This window comes from Streptomyces sp. NPDC005281 (assembly GCF_040607495.1).
GTDB lineage: Bacteria > Actinomycetota > Actinomycetes > Streptomycetales > Streptomycetaceae > Streptomyces.
The window spans coordinates 211,774-228,537 of record NZ_JBEXGX010000006.1 but is presented as its reverse complement, the minus strand read 5'-3'; the positions used below and the strand labels follow the sequence as shown (position 1 = coordinate 228,537).

Here is a 16,764-nt window from a genome sequence, read left to right as displayed (position 1 = left end):
CGGCTGGATGCCCCGGTACGACTCGAGCCCTGGCGGCTGGATGCCCCGGTACGGCTCAAGCCCCGGCGGCCGGATGCCCGGGTGCGAATCACGCCCCCACGGTCGGATGCCCCGGCACGACCCTTGCCCCAGCGGCCAGCTGCCCCGGCACCCCTCAAGCCCCGGCGGCCGGATGCCTTCCACGCCCGGTCGAGGCCGGCCGCGACAGCCGGGTCCCTTCGCGTGCGCGGCATCATGGGTCCTGTGCGACTCGAAGCGATCACCTGGGAACGGCTCGGCGACCACCTCGCCGATCGTCTGCTCGACCTGAAGCCGCAGGACGGCAGCCCCTGGCCGCGCGTCGCCTTCGACGGAGCACCGGCCGCCCGGCCCGGCGAACTCGCGCGGCGCGTCTTCGAGGCGCTGCGGGTACGCGGCCGTCCTTCGCTGGTCGTCGGTGCGGAGGGCTTCCTGCGTCCCGCGTCGCTGCGGCTCGAATACGGTCACCAGGACGTCGAGGCCTATTACGACGGCTGGTTCGACACCGGCGCCCTGTGGCGCGAGGTCTTCGGACCCCTGGAACCCGGCGGCGACGGCAGCGTCCTGGCCGACCTCCGGGACCCCGTCACCGACCGGGCCACCCGCAGCCCGTACGTCCAACTCCCGCCCGGCGGAATCATGTTGCTCCACGGCCCCCTCCTCTTGCGCCACTGGTTCCCCTTCGACCTCAGCGTGCACGTACTCCTCTCCCCGGGTGCGCTCCGCCGCCGTACGCCCGAGCCGGAACACTGGACCCTCCCCGCCTTCGCCCGCTACGACAGGGAGGTGGGACCGGACGCCGCGGCCGACGTCCTCGTGCGGGCCGACGACCCCCGCCACCCGGCCTGGAACGGCTGACCGCAGCCCGAGACGGCTGACACCGGGCCTGAGACGGCTGACCGCGGTGGTCGTAGATCAAGGTGCGTGGCCCCTGGGGCGCGGCGAGAATGTAGGGCGCCGGGACTAGCGGTGTGTTCCGCGCCGCGCCGGCCGTCCGGCACAGGGAGGTACTCCATGACCACCGCCGGAGACATCATGCACCGTGGTGCCCAGTGGATCCCCGCCCACGAGACCCTCGACCGCGCCGCCCAGCTGATGCGCGAGCTCAACGTGGGCGCGCTGCCCATCAGCGACAAGGACGAACGCCTCTGCGGCATTCTCACGGACCGCGACATCGTCGTCGGCTGTGTGGCCATGGGACATGACCCCGCACGGATCACCGCGGGCGAGATGGCACATGGCACACCGCGTTGGATCGACGCCGACGCGGATGTCGGCGAAGTGCTCCAGGAGATGAAGGAGCACCAGATCCGCCGGCTTCCGGTGATCGACGACAAGCGGCTGGTCGGCATGATCAGCGAGGCCGATCTCGCCCAGCACGTCAGCGACGAACAACTCGCCGCCTGGGTCGAGAGCGTCTACGCGAGGGGTGCGACCGGCGCGGCGGGCTGACCCGCCGACCGAGCCCCTTGGCTTTCAGGCCGCTCCGGGCGAGTGACGTGTCAGAGCCAGCCGTTTCGCCGGAACCCTCGGTACAGGACGAGACAGCCGATGGATATGACGCCGATGACGATGGGGTAGCCGAACCTCCAGTGCAGTTCGGGCATGTTGTCGAAGTTCATGCCGTAGACGCCGCACACCATGGTGGGGACGGCGATGACCGCCGCCCACGCCGTGATCTTGCGCATGTCCTCGTTCTGCGCCACCGTCACCTGTGCGAGATGAGCCTGAAGGATCGAGTTGAGCAGTTCGTCGAAGGCGGCTATCTGTTCGGTGACCCGCATCAGATGGTCGGAGACGTCACGGAAGTACGCCTGTATCTCCGGGTCGACAACGCGGGCCGGCCGGGCCGCGAGTTCCTGGACGGGCCGGGCGAGGGGGACCACGGCCCGCTTCAGTTCGAGGAGTTCACGCTTGAGCTGGTAGATGCGGCCGGCGTCGGCGCGTGCGCCGTTCTCGGCGAAGACGTCGGCCTCGACCTGGTCGATGTCCGCCTGCACCGAGTCCGTGACGTGCACGAACTCGTCGACCACATGGTCCGCGATCGCGTGCAGGACCACGGCCGGCCCCTTCGACAACTGCCGTGCGTCGGACTCCAGTTCCTCGCGCAGCGGGCCGAGGGAGCCGTGCCGTCCGTGCCGTACGGTGATGACGAAGTCAGGGCCGACGAACACCATGATCTCGCCGGTGTTCACCACCTCGCTGGTCGCCGTCAGCTCCTTGTGCTCCACGTAGCAGACGGTTTTGAACACCGCGAACAGGGTGTCGCCGTACCGCTCCAGCTTGGGACGCTGATGCGCCTCCACCGCGTCCTCGACGGCCAGGGGATGCAGATCGAAGAGTTCCGCGATGCCCGCGAACTCCACGTCGGTCGGTTCGTGCAGCCCGAGCCAGACGAAACCATCGTCGCGTTTGCGGATCCGCTGCACGGTGTCGACCAGGTCGCGGCCCTCGGGGATCCGTACTCCGTCCCGGTAGGCCACACAGTTCACCACCGCGGAGCCCAGCGGCGACCGGGCGGGGTGACTCAGGTCGACACGGCGGTTCCGCCGTGTCAGCCGTGCCACTCTGCGGAGGCCGTCGACCGCGCCGAGAGCCGTCACCCTCCGCAAATTCCCTGCCATGGACATCTGGATCTCCTCGCGTGGATCTCCTCGGGCCGCACTTTGCGCCTGGCGCGCCAGTCTGCCAGGCCTGGCCGGAGACCGGAAAAGGCTGTGGGAACGGAACGTTCCGTTCCGCTGTGAAGGGTGGTGCTGACAGTCCTGGCGGTTCCGAGGGGTCCGGGCGGTACGAGGGGTCTGGGCGGGCGTGGCACTCTCGGCGGTCCGAGCTGTCCGGACGGCCTGGGTGGCTCCGCGGGCCCGGACGGCTCGACGTCACCGTGCCAACCGGTGCCAACCGGCGGTCGCGCCCGGGCGGCGGCACGGCCCCATCGCCCGACACCCGTGCCGACAACGGGAGCGTCGCCGATCCGCCACGAGCGGGTCGACTGGGATGATCTCCTCATGACGCGAGCCGACGGATATCTCCTCGACAACCAGCAGACGGAGGCGGGCCGGCGTTTCGAGGCCCTCGCCACTCTCTTCGACCCCACGACGTTCCGGCACCTGGAGCGCTTCGGCGTGGGGTCCGGCTGGCGGTGCTGGGAGGTCGGGGCGGGCGGCACGTCCGTCGTGTCCTGGCTCGCCAAGAAGGTGGGTCCGACGGGGAAGGTCGTCGCCACCGACATCGACACCTCGTGGGCGGCCTCCGTGGCACGCCCGCCGGTCGAGATCCGCGTCCACGACGTGGGTGCCGAGGAACCGCCGGGGGAGGGCTTCGACCTCGTGCACGCCCGGCTCGTACTGGTCCATGTGCCGGACCGGGAGCGCGCGTTGCAGTCGATGATCAGGGCCCTGCGGCCCGGCGGCCGGCTCCTCGTCGAGGACGCGGACCCCGCCCTCCAGCCGCTGCTCTGCCCCGAGGAGTACGGCCCCGAGCAGCGGCTCGCGAACCGGCTGCGCCAGGGCTTCCGCGAACTGCTCGCCGAACGCGGTGCCGATCTCGCCTACGGACGCAAGCTCCCGCGGCTGCTCCGGGAGGCGGGGCTCTCGGGAGTGGAGGCCGAAGCGTACTTCCCCGTCACGTCACCCGCGTGCGCGACGCTCGAAGCCGCCACGGTCCGTCAGATCCGCGACCAGCTCGTCACCGCCGGCCTGGCCACCCAGGAGGAGATCGACCAGCACCTCGCGAACGTGGCCGCCGGGTCCATGGACCTGGCGACCGCCCCGATGATCTCGGCCTGGGGCCGCAAGAGCTGAGCGAGGGTGGGGGCAGGGAGCCGGTCCGGGCCCCGCGAGTACCTCCTCGCGGGACCGAGACATTCAGCGGACCGGTGCCGCTTCCTCGCCTCGCCGGGAATCTTCCGTCGGCGGTCTTCCCCCGACCCGCTCAACCGCCATCGCCCCGGCCGCGCACCCCGCCCTCGCCGCCTCCTGCGGTCCGGCGCCCGCGAGCAGCGACGCGAGGAAGGCGCCGGTGAACGCGTCACCGGCGCCCGTCGTGTCCCGCGGTGTCGCCCGCAACGCCGGGACATGGGCCCGGACGGATCCTGAACGGGCCACCAGGGCGCCGTCACCCCCCAGCTTGGCGACGACCAGGGGGAAATGGCGACTCAGCTCGGCGGCCGCGTCGGCCGGATTGGGCAGCCCGGTCAGCAGACACGCCTCGTCACGGCTCGGCAGCAGGACGTCCACGCCCGCACAGAGTTCGAGAAAGCGGTCCACGCCCAGGTCGGTGAGGAATCCCGCCGACGCCGGGTCGAGACTCACCGGCACACCACGCGTGCGCGTCGACTCCAGAACCACCGACACCAGCGCCCGGCTCGGTGCGGAGAAGAACAGGTAGCCCGACAGATGCAGCCGTGCGACCCCGTCGAGCAGGGCGGGCGACCAGTCGTCAGGTGCCAGCCGCAATGACGCCCCGCTGTCCGTGAGGAACGTACGCTCCGCCGAGGCGCCGCCGTCCACCAGGCAGATCACCGTCCCGGTCGGTGTCGTCGGATCGGTCACCAGGAGAGGCCGTACGCCGCTCGCCCTGAGTTCGCGTTCGTGCCACACCGCGGCGTCGCGGCCCACCCTGCCGAGCAGCCGTACGTCGGCGCAGCCCTCGTGCACGGCCCAGCACGCGACATTGGCGCCCGCGCCGCCCGGCACGGTCCGCACGGCGGCGACCGTGTCGGTGCCGGGCGCCAGCGGTCCGCGATGCCGGGCCACGACATCCGTGACCACGTCCCCGACGACGAGCAGAGCGCCTTCGAAGAGGCCGCCCCGGTCCGCCGGCCCCGCCCCGCCTGCCCGGACCTCCCGGTCCGTGTCGCTCACGCCCCCGCCCAGGCCGCCGCGATCCGTCCCGCGAGGCGTACGTTGCCGCGTACCGCCGCCAGATTGGCGGCGAGCGAGGCGCCGTCCGTGCGCCGGACCAGATAGGCCAGCAGGAACGGCGTCACCGCCTGCCCGGTCACACCTTCCGTCTCGCACGCGTGCAGCGCCTCGGCGAGCACGCGCGCGTGCAGTGCGGGATCGAGCTGCTCCTCCTCGGGGACGGGGTTCGCGACGATGAGCGAGGAGTCGGGGGCGTGCAGGGCGTCCTGGGCGCGCATCACCTCCGCGACCTGCTCGGGGGAGTCGAGGGTCCAGTCCACGGGGTGCCCCGAGTCGGACAGATAGAAGCCGGGGAACCGGTCCGTGCCGTACCCGGCCACCGCCACGCCCAGCGTCTCCAGACGTTGCAGTGTCGCGGGCACGTCCAGGATCGACTTGACGCCCGCGCACACCACCGTGATCCGGGTACGCGCCAACAGGCCCAGATCGGCGGACTCGTCCTGGGTCACCGTCCACTCGCGGTGCACACCGCCGAGCCCTCCCGTCGCGAACACCCGCACCCCCGCGCGGGCCGCCAGCAGGGCCGTAGCGGACACCGTGGTCGCTCCGCTCGCCCCCGCGGCCACCGCCAGCGGCAGGTCGCGGTGGCCCAGTTTGCGGATGCCGTCCTCGTTCGCGACCCGCTTCAGTTGGCCCTTGTCCAGGCCGACGTGCGGCCGGCCGTCGAGCACGGCGATCGTCGCGGGTACGGCGCCCTCCTCGCGGACGACGTCCTCCAGTTCGAGGGCGACCTCCAGATTGCGTGGGCGGGGCAGCCCATGGGCGATGATCGTGGACTCCAGGGCCACCACCGGCCGGCGCGCGTCGAGCGCCTCCCGCACCTCTTCGGACGTCACGATCACGCGCCTGCCTCCTGTCGTCGGTCGACGTTCCCGTCCCTGGATCTCTGGCGGGCGGCGCGCCCGGCCAAACCCCCGCGAGCCTCGGGGTACTCCACCGACCCGGCAGCAAGGGGGACAACGCGCCACGACTCGGCCATGTTCTGGCGCGGACAGGAGAGCTTTCCGCCACGGTCGTGCAGGATCGCCTTCTTCAGTTCCGGTGGAACCACCTTCCAGGGCGGGGCGTTCTCGAAGTGGCTTCGGCAGGGCCGCGGGAGCGACCCTCGGCGCCCCCGGCGGAGAGCAAACCCTTAGGGTGTCCGCTCATGACCATGTACCCAGAGGCCCCGCCGTCGTTCGCCGTGCACATTCCCGACGCGGAGCTCGATCCCGAGCCGCTGGACCCGGCCCAGATCGTCTCCGGTGACCCCGCCGTGACGGGCAAGGTGCTGTGGGAGTCCGCCGACGGCAAGCAGTTGCGGGGCATCTGGCAGATCACACCCGGCGTGGTGACCGACACCGAGGCCAACGAACTCTTCGTCGTCGTCAGCGGCCGCGCCACCATCGAGGTGGAGGGCGGCGACGTCATCGAGGTGGGCCCCGGTGACGCCGCGTTCCTGCGCGAGGGCGACCGCACGACGTGGACCGTCCACGAGACGCTGCGCAAGGCGTATCACATCAGTCTCTGACGATCGGCGGGACGGAACGGACGCTCCACCCGGCGTCCGTACCACCGGCCACCGTCCTGACCTCAGAACAGCGGCTCGGGGAGGACGCCTTCGAGAGCCAGCAGCCTCCGCTTGGTCTCCAGGCCGCCCCCGAAACCGCCGATGCCGCCGTCGCTCTCGACCACCCGGTGGCAGGGCACCACGACAGGCAGCGGGTTCGAGCCCATGGCCACCCCCACGGCCTGGGCCGCCCCGGGTGCGCCGACCCGCCCGGCCAGGTCGCCGTAGGCCACGACGGAACCGAACGGAACGCCCGAGTTCAGTTCACGGAGCACCTCGCGGTTGAACCCCGAGATCAGGGTCCAGTCGAGCGGCAGGTCGAAGTCGTGCCGCTCGCCCGCGAAGTACGCCTCGATCTGGAGTATCGCCTCGGCCAGCAGCGGCGACCCGGGCGCCTCGACCGGCTCGCCGCCCAGACGGGACGCGAGCCGGTCGAGCGCCTTGTCGCGCACCGTGTCCGAGGCGTGGAACACGACGTTGACCAGGCCGTGGGGCGTCGCGGCGAGGAGCAGGGGACCGATGTCCGTGCCGACGACGGACCACACGATCTGCTGCTCGTACCGCCCGTGGCTGTTCATGCGATCCACCGTACGGCCCGCCACTGACAACGCCCCGGGTGTGCCCCGAACCGGTCCGCACCCGAACGACAGTGGTCTAGCGCAGAGCGGCCCGGATCACGTCGGGCGTGTTCGTGATGACGCCGTCCGTGCCGAAGCCGGCCAGACGCCGCGCGGTGGCCGCGTCGTCCACGGTCCAGGCGAAGACCTTCATCGGGCCGTGCGGGCCGTGGAGCGCGTGGACCGCCGAGACGTAGTCCGCCGCCAGTGAGCGGTGATCGGAGTTGATCTGATCGGCGAACCGCGCGTACCAGGGCAGTCGCGCGACCGTGGGCGTCCCCAGGAAGGCCGTCGTGACGCCGGGTCGCAGCCGGTGCACGGTCCGGACACTGTCCGTGCTGAAGCTCTGGACGATCAGTCTGTCCCGCAGATGCAACGGGTCCAGCCAGCCCTGGTTGCTCAGGAGCCTGAGCGTCTGCCGCTCGATGCCCGGATACAGCTCGGGGTTCTTGATCTCCAGGACGAGCTTCTGGTGGTTGCGCGAGACGCGTTCCATGTATTCCCGCAGCGTCGGAACCTTCGCTCCCGCGAACCGCGGGCCGAACCAGCTCCCCGCATCCAGGCGCGCGATCTCGGCCGCGGTGAAATCCTTGACCTTCCAGGGGCTTCGGCCGGGATAGACCGCCTGGACGTCCGTGGTGCGGGCCAGCGAGGCGTCGTGAAGGACGACCAACTGGCCGTCACGGGTGCGCTGGACGTCGTTCTCGACCCAGTCGAAGCCCAGTTCGGCCGCGCGGTCGATGGCGGCCAGAGTGTTCTCCGGAGCGTAGGCCGAGGCGCCGCGGTGGGCGACGACCAGCGGTGCTGTGATCCGGCCGCCGGCCTTGGCGTGCGGGCTGGGCAGTATCAGAACGGCTCCCCCAAGAAGCGCGGCGGTCGTGGCGGCGGCAACGCGCGCGTGCATGCGTTCTCCTCGCGTCGGACGATCACGGACAGTACAAGACTGACAGCAGAGAGTCGACGGAGGGGGGAAGGGAGGTGGCCGCGGATTGAATGGAGTTGTCCAAGTCCGCTCGCTGGCACCGCACAACTGGGGAGAGGTCGTGATTGTTTGCAGGATTATCGTTCGACCATTCCGGTGGGGTCGTAATCTCTCCCTCAAACCGGTCCGCTCCGGCGGTCCGGGCCGCGGGGGCGTTTCGGTCGGTTCCAGGAGCAACAGGGCGGGAAAGGCAGCCGCGCATGCAAGGCACGGTCGACGGCTTCACCTACGGACTCGTCACACCACTGGTGGCGTATTTCATGGCCTGTCTGGGCGGGGCGCTGGGCCTTCGCTGCACCACCAGATCCATGCTCGTAGGCGGCCCCTGGCGAGCCGGGTGGCTCGCGCTCGGCTCGGTCGCGATCGCCTCCGGCATCTGGACGATGCACTTCATCGCGATGATGGGATTCACGGTCGAGCAGAGCCCCGTCCACTACGACCGGCCGACGACGTTCGCGAGTCTGGGTGTCGCCGTGCTGATGGTCGGCGCCGGGATCTTCATCGTCGGCTACCAGGGCGCCACCGGGACGGCACTCTTCACCGGAGGGACCGTCACCGGCCTGGGCATCGCGTCGATGCACTACCTGGGCATGGCCGGCATGCGGCTCAACGGGAACCTCGCCTACAACACCCTCACCGTCGCCGCCTCGGTCGTCATCGCCGTCGTGGCCGCCATCGCCGCCCTCTGGGCCGCCGGGCAGGTGCGCGGGTTCCTCTGGAGCGTGGGTGCGAGTCTCGTCATGGGGCTGGCCGTCAGTGGCATGCACTACATGGGGATGGCCGCGCTCACCGTGCATCTGCACGGCCCCGCCGGCGGCACCCCCGCAGGGGACTCGGCCGCCTCACTGCTCGCGCCCATGATGATCGGCCCCCTGGCCCTTCTGTGTCTGGCGGGCGTCGTCGTGATGTTCGATCCGCAGATGGTCGTGGGCAAGCCCGACCGGCGCCCCGCGGAGATCCGGCGTCCCGGCGTCCCGGCCCATCCCCACTCGGTGCACTCCGGCCGCCGTCCGGCCGTCCGCCCCGTGCGGGAACGCGCCTACCGCCGTTCCCGGACCCCGCAGAGCAGGTGATCCGGCCCGGTTGTCAGTGCTGGGTCGTACGGTGGATCCATGCGGCCCGTATCCAAGATCGAACGTTCGGTGGCGCCCTTCGAGGTCGTCAGCTCCTTCCAGCCGGGCGGTGACCAGCCCACGGCCATCGCCGACCTGGAGAAGCGCATCCGCGCAGGTGAGAAGGATGTCGTCCTGCTGGGTGCGACCGGCACAGGCAAGTCCGCCACCACCGCGTGGATGATCGAGAAGCTCCAGCGCCCCACGCTCGTCATGGCACCGAACAAGACGCTGGCCGCCCAGCTGGCCAACGAGTTCCGCGAGCTGCTGCCGAACAACGCCGTCGAGTACTTCGTCTCGTACTACGACTACTACCAGCCCGAGGCGTACGTCCCGCAGTCGGACACCTACATCGAGAAGGACTCCTCGATCAACGAGGAGGTGGAGCGCCTGCGCCACTCCGCGACCAACTCGCTGCTGACCCGCCGTGACGTCGTCGTGGTCGCCTCGGTGTCCTGCATCTACGGCCTCGGTACTCCGCAGGAGTACGTGGACCGGATGGTCAGCCTCAAGGTCGGTGACGAGATCGACCGCGACGACCTGCTGCGCCGCTTCGTCGACATCCAGTACACCCGCAACGACGTCGCCTTCGCCCGAGGCACCTTCCGGGTCCGCGGCGACACGATCGAGATCTTCCCGGTGTACGAGGAGCTCGCGGTCCGCATCGAGATGTTCGGCGACGAGATCGAGGCCCTGTCCACGCTGCACCCGCTCACCGGCGAGGTCATCAGCGACGACGACCAGATCTACGTCTTCCCCGCGTCCCACTACGTGGCGGGCCCCGAGCGCATGGAGCGCGCCGTCAACGACATCGAGAAGGAGCTGGGGGAGCGTCTCGCGGAGCTGGAGAAGCAGAGCAAGCTACTGGAGGCCCAGCGCCTGCGCATGCGGACGACGTACGACATCGAGATGCTCCGCCAGATCGGCTCCTGCTCCGGTGTCGAGAATTACTCGATGCACTTCGACGGCCGTGAGCCCGGCTCCCCGCCGAACACACTGATCGACTACTTCCCGGACGACTTCCTGCTCGTCATCGACGAGTCGCACGTCACCGTTCCGCAGATCGGCGCGATGTACGAGGGCGACGCCTCCCGCAAGCGCACCCTCGTCGACCACGGCTTCCGGCTGCCCTCCGCCCTGGACAACCGCCCCCTGAAATGGGAGGAGTTCCAGAAGCGCATCGGTCAGACCGTCTATCTCTCGGCGACCCCGGGGAAGTACGAACTCTCCCGCTCGGACGGCTACGTCGAGCAGATCATCCGCCCCACCGGCCTCGTCGACCCCCAGGTCGTCGTCAAGTCCACCGAGGGCCAGATCGACGACCTCGTGCACGAGATCCGGCAGCGCACCGAGAAGGACGAGCGCGTCCTGGTCACCACGCTCACCAAGAAGATGGCCGAGGACCTCACCGACTACTTCCTGGAACTGGGCATCCAGGTGCGCTACCTGCACAGCGACGTCGACACCCTGCGCCGCGTCGAGCTGCTGCGCGAGCTGCGGGCCGGCGAGTTCGACGTCCTGGTCGGCATCAACCTGCTGCGCGAGGGTCTCGACCTTCCCGAGGTCTCCCTGGTGGCGATCCTCGACGCCGACAAGGAGGGCTTCCTGCGCTCGGGGACCTCCCTGATCCAGACCATCGGCCGTGCGGCGCGCAACGTCTCCGGCCAGGTCCATATGTACGCGGACAAGATCACCCCGGCGATGGAGAAGGCCATCGATGAGACCAACCGCCGCCGGGAGAAGCAGATCGCGTACAACAAGGAGCGGGGCATCGACCCGCAGCCCCTGCGCAAGAAGATCAACGACATCGTGGCGCAGATCGCCCGCGAGGACGTCGACACCGAGCAGCTGCTCGGCTCCGGGTACCGCAGGACGAAGGACGGCAAGGGCGCCAAGGCCCCCGTGCCCGCGCTGGGCGGCAAGGCGAACCGTGCCGCCAAGTCCGCCAAGGACAAGAACGCGGTGCCCACCGACCGCCCCGGCGCCGAACTCGCCCAGCAGATCGAGGACCTGACGGAACGGATGCGTGCCGCGGCGGCCGACCTCCAGTTCGAGATCGCGGCCCGTCTGCGCGACGAGGTGTCGGAGATGAAGAAGGAACTGCGGCAGATGAAGGAGGCGGGAATCGCCTGACGGCCGTGTCGACGGCGTCGGACCCGGCCGATGCGCGGTGTGTTGCAAGACCGACACAAAGTCCGCCCCAGGGTTCGGCGCTGTCAGTGCCGCTGCGTAGGGTTCTGTTCATCCGCGGACTCCGCGGCAACAGGGGACAGTTCGAGAGGGGAACAGCGCGTGACGGTCAACATGACCAAGGGTCAGGCCATCAGTCTGCAGAAGAACGACGGGGGCACGCTGACCGCGGTCCGTATGGGACTCGGCTGGCAGGCGGCTCCCCGGCGCGGCCTGTTCGGCTCGCGCACCCGGGAGATCGACCTCGACGCGTCCGCCGTGCTGTTCGCGGACAAGCAGCCCGTCGACGTGGTGTTCTTCCGTCACCTCGTCAGCGACGACGGCTCGGTGCGGCACACCGGTGACAACCTCGTCGGCGGCGTGGGCCAGGGCGGGGACGACGAGGCCATCCTCGTCGACCTCCAGCGCGTCCCGGTCCACATCGACCAGATCGTCTTCACCGTGAACTCCTTCACGGGCCAGACCTTCCAGGAAGTGCAGAACGCGTCCTGCCGTCTGGTCGACGAGACTAACGGGCAGGAGCTCGCCCGCTACACGCTGGCGGGCGGCGGCCAGTACACGGCCCAGATCATGGCGAAGGTGCACCGCGCCGGAACCGGCTGGCAGATGACGGCCCTCGGCACGCCGGCCAACGGCCGCACGTTCCAGGACCTGATGCCCGCCATCTTGCCGCACCTCTGATCGGCCGGCGCACACGCACACAGCGACACAGGGGGACAAGACGATGACGGCCGAGCTGGTCAGGGGGCAGAACCACCCGCTCTCCCAGGTCCGTCTCGAGGTCCGTATCTCGGCCGGCAAGCCGATCGTGGCAGGGGTCACGCTCAGCGACGAGCAGGGCAGGGTCCGGGGCGTCGAGTGGGTGGCCCACCCGGGCGCGCCCACGCTCCCCGGGCTCGAGGTCTCCAAGCAGGCGGCGGCCGACCACCGCCTGGCCTTCGACCTTGACGCCCTGCCGCAGGCCGTGCACCGGGTCAGCGTCCTGCTCGCGCTGCCCACCGGCGTCGGCGGACCGGTCCGGTTCGGCGCCGTCGCCGCCCCCTTCGTCGCGGTGACCGGCCTCGACGGTCTCGAGGTCGCCAGCTACACCCTCACCGGACTGGACACCGAGTCCGCCGTCGTGGCCCTGGAGCTCTACCGCAGGCAGGGCGCCTGGAAGGTGCGCGCGGTCGGCCAGGGCTACGCGGGCGGACTCGCCGACCTCCTCGCCGACCAGGGGCTTCCGGAGGCCCGGCAGCTCGCGGGCAGCATCAACGAAGCGGTGGCCCAGGGACTGGCGCGGTCGGTGGCGGCGCCCCCGCCCCGCACTCCGGACTCGGACCGGTCGCGACAGGCCGCCGCCCCTGCCCAGGGACCTGACCAGCCGCCCTACGCCGGAGCAGGACCGCAGCAGGGCCCCTCGGGGGCCGCGCCACCGCAGCAGAATCCGTACATGCCCGGTCCGCAGGGAGGCGGCGCCGGCGGGACCGGTCGTCAAGGGAGCCCCGCGCAACCCGACCCTTCCCCGGTCACCCAGCCGTCGCCGCCCACCGCCGGTGGCCCGGTCGACTACAGCCATCCCGGCCGGCAGACCTCCGCTCCGCCACCGCCCCCGCCGACCGCCCCGCCGGCCCAGCCCGGGCAGCCCGCGCAGCCCGTCGCGGGCGACGCGACCGGCTGGTCCATGGAGGAGCGGCTGTACAACCAGGTCTGGGGAATGTTCGAGGACCTGGCCAGGACCGTCGCCGCGTACCGCAGCGCCGTCGACTTCGCCGACTCGCGCATGGAGAAGGAACTCGACGAGGTCCTCTCCGACCCGCGCAGCCGGATCGGAGGGCAGGGCGACGCCGCTCGCGAAGCTGCCCGCGCCAAGCACACGCTGCTGGTCGACCAGGCCAGAGCCGCTCTCGACCGGGACCTCGCCCAGCTCACCGCCGAGGCCGAGGTCGTGGAGCCCGCGCTGCCGATGGCCTACGCACGCTGGGACAACCCGGTCTGGCACGGCTACCGCGCCCCCATGGAGACCCCCATGGCGCTGAGGCTCGGTGACCTCCGTCTGCCGGAGACCGAGAACCTGAGCATCCCCATGCTGGTGCGTCTGCCGCTGGAGCGCGGCCTGTGGATCGACAGCGGCCGTACCTCCCTGGAGGGCACGCTCGCCGACTCTGACCAGGTGCGCCGCCTCTCCATGGACACCGCCGTGGCGCACGCCGCTCGGCTGCTCGCGGTCTATCCCGCGGGCGAGTTCACCGTGCATGTCATCGACCCGGCCGGCACCGGGGCCTCGTCACTCGCGCCCCTGACGCGGTCCGGGGTGCTCGGCGGCCCTCCGGCGGCCGGCGCCACGGGTGTGGCGGACGTACTGAACCGTCTCACCCAGCGGGTCGACCTGGTGCAGATGGCGGTGCGCGGGGGAGCGGCCGACTCGCTGCCGCCGGATCTCGACACAGCCGAGCAACTGCTGATCGTCAACGACTTCCCGCACGGTTTCGACGACCGGGCCGTCACCCAGCTCCGCTACCTCGCGGACGAGGGGCCGGCCGTCGGCGTCCATCTGATGATGGTGGCGGACCGGGAGGACGCCACCGCGTACGGACCGCTGCTCGACCCCCTCTGGCGGTCGTTGCTGCGGATCACACCGGTGCCCGACGACCATCTCGCCGATCCCTGGGTCGGGCACGCGTGGACGTACGAGCCCGCGCTCGTTCCCGCGAACAGTCAGGTGCTCCAGCAGGTCCTCGCGCAAGTGGCGGAGGCCCGCCGGTCGTGGAACCGCTGACCTGACGCCGGCGGTCCCGGGCCTCGCACACCTTCGGGCGTCGGGGGCCCGAACGGCTTCACCAAGCAACCGTAAAGTGCCCTGACCTGCACTCTTGGCTCTTCTTTTACTAACCCCTTTACCTTTCCTTGGTGATTCGGGTACTCTTTTTCCATACGGAGGGGAGTACTCCCTACCTGCTGCGACGCACCCGTCAATACGGATCGAGTCGGATCCCGGGGCGTCGGCCCGCGGGCCTCTGGGCGCATCCAGCGCACCGCCGGCCGCGGGTGGAAGAGACCTCCGGTGGCGAACGACGCTGAAAATCTGCCGTTACGTACTGCCGGAGGCGCAGTGAATGTTTCCCTGACCCTGTGGGTCCTGACCATCGTGGGGCTGGCCGCACTGATCGCGGTCGACTTCCTCATCGGCCGCAAGCCGCACGACGTATCGATCAAGGAAGCCGGAATCTGGACCGTCGTCTGGATCGCCCTCGCCGGGCTGTTCGGACTCGGACTGCTCCTGTTCGCGGGCGGACAGCCGGCCGGGGAGTTCTTCGCCGGCTTCATCACCGAGAAGTCGCTGAGCGTCGACAATCTCTTCGTCTTCGTCCTGATCATGGCGAAGTTCGCGGTGCCCTCGAAATACCAGCAACGCGTGCTCCTCGTGGGCGTCCTGATAGCCCTCGTCCTGCGCGCGGTGTTCATCGCCGCCGGCGCGGCGATCATCGCGAACTTCGCGTGGGTCTTCTACATCTTCGGCGCGTTCCTCATCTACACCGCCTGGAAGCTGATCCAGGAGGCCCGCGCCGACGAGGACGACGAGGAGTTCGAGGAGAACAAACTGCTCAAGGCAGCCGAGAAGCGGTTCGGCGTGGCCGACCGCTATCACGGCACCAGGCTGTGGATCCGCCAGAACGGCAAGCGCGTCATGACGCCGATGCTGGTCGTGATGCTGGCGATCGGCACCACCGACGTGCTCTTCGCCCTCGACTCGATCCCCGCGATCTTCGGTCTGACGCAGGACCCGTACATCGTCTTCACGGCCAACGCCTTCGCGCTGATGGGTCTGCGGCAGCTGTACTTCCTCATCGGCGGCCTGCTCAAGAAGCTGGTCCACCTCAGCTACGGACTGTCGGTCATCCTCGGATTCATCGGCGTCAAGCTCGTCCTGCACGCGCTGCACGAGTCCGGTGTCCATGTTCCCGAGATATCCATCCCGGTCTCGCTCGGCGTGATCTGCGCGGTCCTCGTGGTCACGACGATCACCAGCCTGACCGCCACCAGGAAGCAGGCGGCGCGCGAGCGGACCGAGAGCGCTTCGAAGGAGAGCGTTGACGTCTGACCAGGCCGAACGCGGCGACGGTCACTTCCGGGAGCGGTGCGTGGAGCATCATCGGCCACCGCTCCCGGTGCCCGGCGGCGCTCGTTCACCGCTCCCGGCGCCCGCCGGCGTCGGGCCGCCGCGATTCCGGAGCGCGCCCCGCGCCTCCGGAGTGCGGGGCACGCCCGTGGCTGCGACGATCGCGGCATGATCGTTCGGCTCAGGTCACTCGTGACACGGTGGACCGTCGTGGTGCCCGTGATCGCGGTGGTGCTCCTGGCCTTCACCTGGGGGCGCGACCTGTCCGGCGCCGTCGTCGCACTGGTGACGCTGGTCCTCGCGGGTTCCGTACTCGCCGCGGTCCATCACGCCGAGGTGGTCGCCCACCGCGTGGGGGAACCCTTCGGTTCCCTCGTCCTCGCCGTCGCCGTCACGATCATCGAAGTCGCCCTCATCGTCACGCTGATGGCGGACGGCGGCGCCAAGAGCTCGACACTGGCCCGCGACACGGTGTTCGCGGCGGTGATGATCACCTGCAACGGGATCGTCGGCGTGTGTCTGCTCGTTGCGTCGCTGCGCCACGGTCTCGCCGTGTTCAACGCCGAAGGAACCGGGGCCGCCCTGGCGACCGTCGCGACGCTCGCCACACTCAGCCTCGTCTTCCCCACGTTCACCACCAGCAAGCCGGGTCCGGAGTTCTCCTCCGCTCAACTCACCTTCGCCGCAGTCGCCTCACTGGTGCTGTACGGCCTGTTCGTGGCGACCCAGACCGTACGGCACCGTGACTACTTCCTGCCGATCACCCAGCAGGGCAAGGTCATCGACGTGGACGACCACGCCGACGCACCGACCGCCCGGGAGACCAGGTTCAGCCTGGGGCTCCTCGGGCTGGCCCTGGTCGGCGTGGTCGGTCTCGCCAAGGGGGTGTCGCCCACCATCGAGTCCGGCGTCGAGGCGGCCGGCATGCCGCACTCCGTGGTCGGTGTGATCATCGCCCTGCTGGTGCTGCTCCCCGAGACCATCGCGGCACTGCGCGCCGCCCGCCGGGACCGGGTGCAGACCAGCCTGAACCTCGCCCTCGGATCCGCGATGGCCAGCATCGGTCTGACCATCCCCGCCGTCGCCCTGGCCTCTCTCTGGCTCTCCGGACCACTCGTTCTCGGCCTCGGCGCCACCGAGATGGTGCTGCTCGCGCTGACCGTGGTCGTGAGCTCCCTGACGGTCGTGCCCGGGCGGGCCACTCCGCTTCAGGGAGGCGTTCACCTGGTCGTGTTCGCCGCGTATCTGGAACTGGCCGTCAATCCCTGACCG

Annotated in this window: 15 protein-coding genes; 10 read left to right on the top strand and 5 right to left on the bottom strand. The window is 70.2% G+C overall.

Annotated elements, in window-relative coordinates:
• Positions 1 to 234 precede the first annotated feature (234 nt).
• On the top strand, positions 235 to 876 hold the full coding sequence (locus ABZV42_RS11595; RefSeq protein ID WP_355983741.1) for a uridine kinase: 642 nt from the start codon (positions 235 to 237) through the stop codon (positions 874 to 876).
• 156 nt (positions 877 to 1,032) lie between these two features.
• Positions 1,033 to 1,470: a CBS domain-containing protein gene (locus ABZV42_RS11590; protein WP_356051749.1), complete on the top strand. Its 438-nt coding sequence runs from the start codon at positions 1,033 to 1,035 to the stop codon at positions 1,468 to 1,470.
• Between the two features lie 50 nt (positions 1,471 to 1,520).
• On the opposite strand, the gene ABZV42_RS11585 is transcribed toward ABZV42_RS11590, so the two are convergent.
• Positions 1,521 to 2,648, bottom strand: coding sequence for a magnesium and cobalt transport protein CorA (locus tag ABZV42_RS11585; RefSeq protein WP_355983739.1), 1,128 nt, complete (start codon positions 2,646 to 2,648; stop codon positions 1,521 to 1,523).
• A 378-nt stretch (positions 2,649 to 3,026) separates the two neighbouring features.
• On the opposite strand from ABZV42_RS11585, the gene ABZV42_RS11580 reads away from it, so the two are divergent.
• Positions 3,027 to 3,821 carry a methyltransferase domain-containing protein gene (locus tag ABZV42_RS11580; RefSeq protein ID WP_356051747.1) on the top strand — a complete coding sequence of 265 codons (795 nt, stop codon included), beginning with the start codon at positions 3,027 to 3,029 and terminating at the stop codon, positions 3,819 to 3,821.
• Positions 3,822 to 3,884: 63 nt separating this feature from the next.
• Here the strand turns inward: ABZV42_RS11580 and ABZV42_RS11575 are convergent, their stop codons facing one another.
• Both ABZV42_RS11575 and ABZV42_RS11570 read right to left on the bottom strand, forming a co-directional pair.
• Positions 3,885 to 4,808 (bottom strand): sugar kinase, encoded by a 924-nt coding sequence (locus ABZV42_RS11575; RefSeq protein ID WP_356051809.1) that lies wholly within the window; start codon positions 4,806 to 4,808, stop codon positions 3,885 to 3,887.
• Between the two features lie 71 nt (positions 4,809 to 4,879).
• Positions 4,880 to 5,785 carry a pseudouridine-5'-phosphate glycosidase gene (locus tag ABZV42_RS11570; protein ID WP_356051745.1) on the bottom strand — a complete coding sequence of 302 codons (906 nt, stop codon included), beginning with the start codon at positions 5,783 to 5,785 and terminating at the stop codon, positions 4,880 to 4,882.
• Positions 5,786 to 6,090: 305 nt separating this feature from the next.
• Here ABZV42_RS11570 and ABZV42_RS11565 point away from each other — a divergent pair, with 305 nt between their 5' ends.
• Positions 6,091 to 6,453 carry a cupin domain-containing protein gene (locus ABZV42_RS11565; protein WP_355983736.1) on the top strand — a complete coding sequence of 121 codons (363 nt, stop codon included), beginning with the start codon at positions 6,091 to 6,093 and terminating at the stop codon, positions 6,451 to 6,453.
• Between the two features lie 62 nt (positions 6,454 to 6,515).
• On the opposite strand, the gene ABZV42_RS11560 is transcribed toward ABZV42_RS11565, so the two are convergent.
• Positions 6,516 to 7,070 carry a methylated-DNA--[protein]-cysteine S-methyltransferase gene (locus ABZV42_RS11560; protein ID WP_355983735.1) on the bottom strand — a complete coding sequence of 185 codons (555 nt, stop codon included), beginning with the start codon at positions 7,068 to 7,070 and terminating at the stop codon, positions 6,516 to 6,518.
• Between the two features lie 76 nt (positions 7,071 to 7,146).
• Positions 7,147 to 8,013: a glycerophosphodiester phosphodiesterase family protein gene (locus tag ABZV42_RS11555; protein WP_355983734.1), complete on the bottom strand. Its 867-nt coding sequence runs from the start codon at positions 8,011 to 8,013 to the stop codon at positions 7,147 to 7,149.
• A gap of 278 nt (positions 8,014 to 8,291) precedes the next feature.
• On the opposite strand from ABZV42_RS11555, the gene ABZV42_RS11550 reads away from it, so the two are divergent.
• From ABZV42_RS11550 to ABZV42_RS11525, 6 genes are all read left to right on the top strand, one after another.
• Positions 8,292 to 9,164 carry an MHYT domain-containing protein gene (locus tag ABZV42_RS11550; protein ID WP_355983733.1) on the top strand — a complete coding sequence of 291 codons (873 nt, stop codon included), beginning with the start codon at positions 8,292 to 8,294 and terminating at the stop codon, positions 9,162 to 9,164.
• Positions 9,165 to 9,203: 39 nt separating this feature from the next.
• On the top strand, positions 9,204 to 11,336 hold the full coding sequence (gene uvrB, locus ABZV42_RS11545) for an excinuclease ABC subunit UvrB (RefSeq protein ID WP_355983732.1): 2,133 nt from the start codon (positions 9,204 to 9,206) through the stop codon (positions 11,334 to 11,336).
• Positions 11,337 to 11,495: 159 nt separating this feature from the next.
• On the top strand, positions 11,496 to 12,074 hold the full coding sequence (locus ABZV42_RS11540; RefSeq protein ID WP_355983731.1) for a TerD family protein: 579 nt from the start codon (positions 11,496 to 11,498) through the stop codon (positions 12,072 to 12,074).
• A gap of 43 nt (positions 12,075 to 12,117) precedes the next feature.
• The gene (locus ABZV42_RS11535) at positions 12,118 to 14,151 is read left to right on the top strand and encodes a TerD family protein (RefSeq protein ID WP_356051742.1); all 2,034 of its coding nucleotides are present in this window, start codon (positions 12,118 to 12,120) and stop codon (positions 14,149 to 14,151) included.
• Between the two features lie 333 nt (positions 14,152 to 14,484).
• Positions 14,485 to 15,474: a TerC/Alx family metal homeostasis membrane protein gene (locus ABZV42_RS11530; protein WP_355983729.1), complete on the top strand. Its 990-nt coding sequence runs from the start codon at positions 14,485 to 14,487 to the stop codon at positions 15,472 to 15,474.
• 186 nt (positions 15,475 to 15,660) lie between these two features.
• Positions 15,661 to 16,761 (top strand): ionic transporter y4hA, encoded by a 1,101-nt coding sequence (locus tag ABZV42_RS11525; protein ID WP_355983728.1) that lies wholly within the window; start codon positions 15,661 to 15,663, stop codon positions 16,759 to 16,761.
• The last annotated feature ends 3 nt before the right edge of the window (positions 16,762 to 16,764 follow it).

Excerpts from the sequence above, each read along its gene's own strand:
- ABZV42_RS11525 (WP_355983728.1), top strand. The coding sequence starts at position 15,661 with ATGATCGTTCGGCTCAGGTCACTCGTGACACGGTGGACCGTCGTGGTG.
- ABZV42_RS11535 (WP_356051742.1), top strand. The coding sequence starts at position 12,118 with ATGACGGCCGAGCTGGTCAGGGGGCAGAACCACCCGCTCTCCCAGGTC.
- ABZV42_RS11580 (WP_356051747.1), top strand. The coding sequence starts at position 3,027 with ATGACGCGAGCCGACGGATATCTCCTCGACAACCAGCAGACGGAGGCG.
- ABZV42_RS11555 (WP_355983734.1), bottom strand. The coding sequence starts at position 8,013 with ATGCACGCGCGCGTTGCCGCCGCCACGACCGCCGCGCTTCTTGGGGGA.
- ABZV42_RS11595 (WP_355983741.1), top strand. The coding sequence starts at position 235 with ATGGGTCCTGTGCGACTCGAAGCGATCACCTGGGAACGGCTCGGCGAC.
- ABZV42_RS11550 (WP_355983733.1), top strand. The coding sequence starts at position 8,292 with ATGCAAGGCACGGTCGACGGCTTCACCTACGGACTCGTCACACCACTG.
- ABZV42_RS11560 (WP_355983735.1), bottom strand. The coding sequence starts at position 7,070 with ATGAACAGCCACGGGCGGTACGAGCAGCAGATCGTGTGGTCCGTCGTC.
- ABZV42_RS11585 (WP_355983739.1), bottom strand. The coding sequence starts at position 2,648 with ATGTCCATGGCAGGGAATTTGCGGAGGGTGACGGCTCTCGGCGCGGTC.
- ABZV42_RS11590 (WP_356051749.1), top strand. The coding sequence starts at position 1,033 with ATGACCACCGCCGGAGACATCATGCACCGTGGTGCCCAGTGGATCCCC.
- uvrB (WP_355983732.1), top strand. The coding sequence starts at position 9,204 with ATGCGGCCCGTATCCAAGATCGAACGTTCGGTGGCGCCCTTCGAGGTC.
- ABZV42_RS11565 (WP_355983736.1), top strand. The coding sequence starts at position 6,091 with ATGACCATGTACCCAGAGGCCCCGCCGTCGTTCGCCGTGCACATTCCC.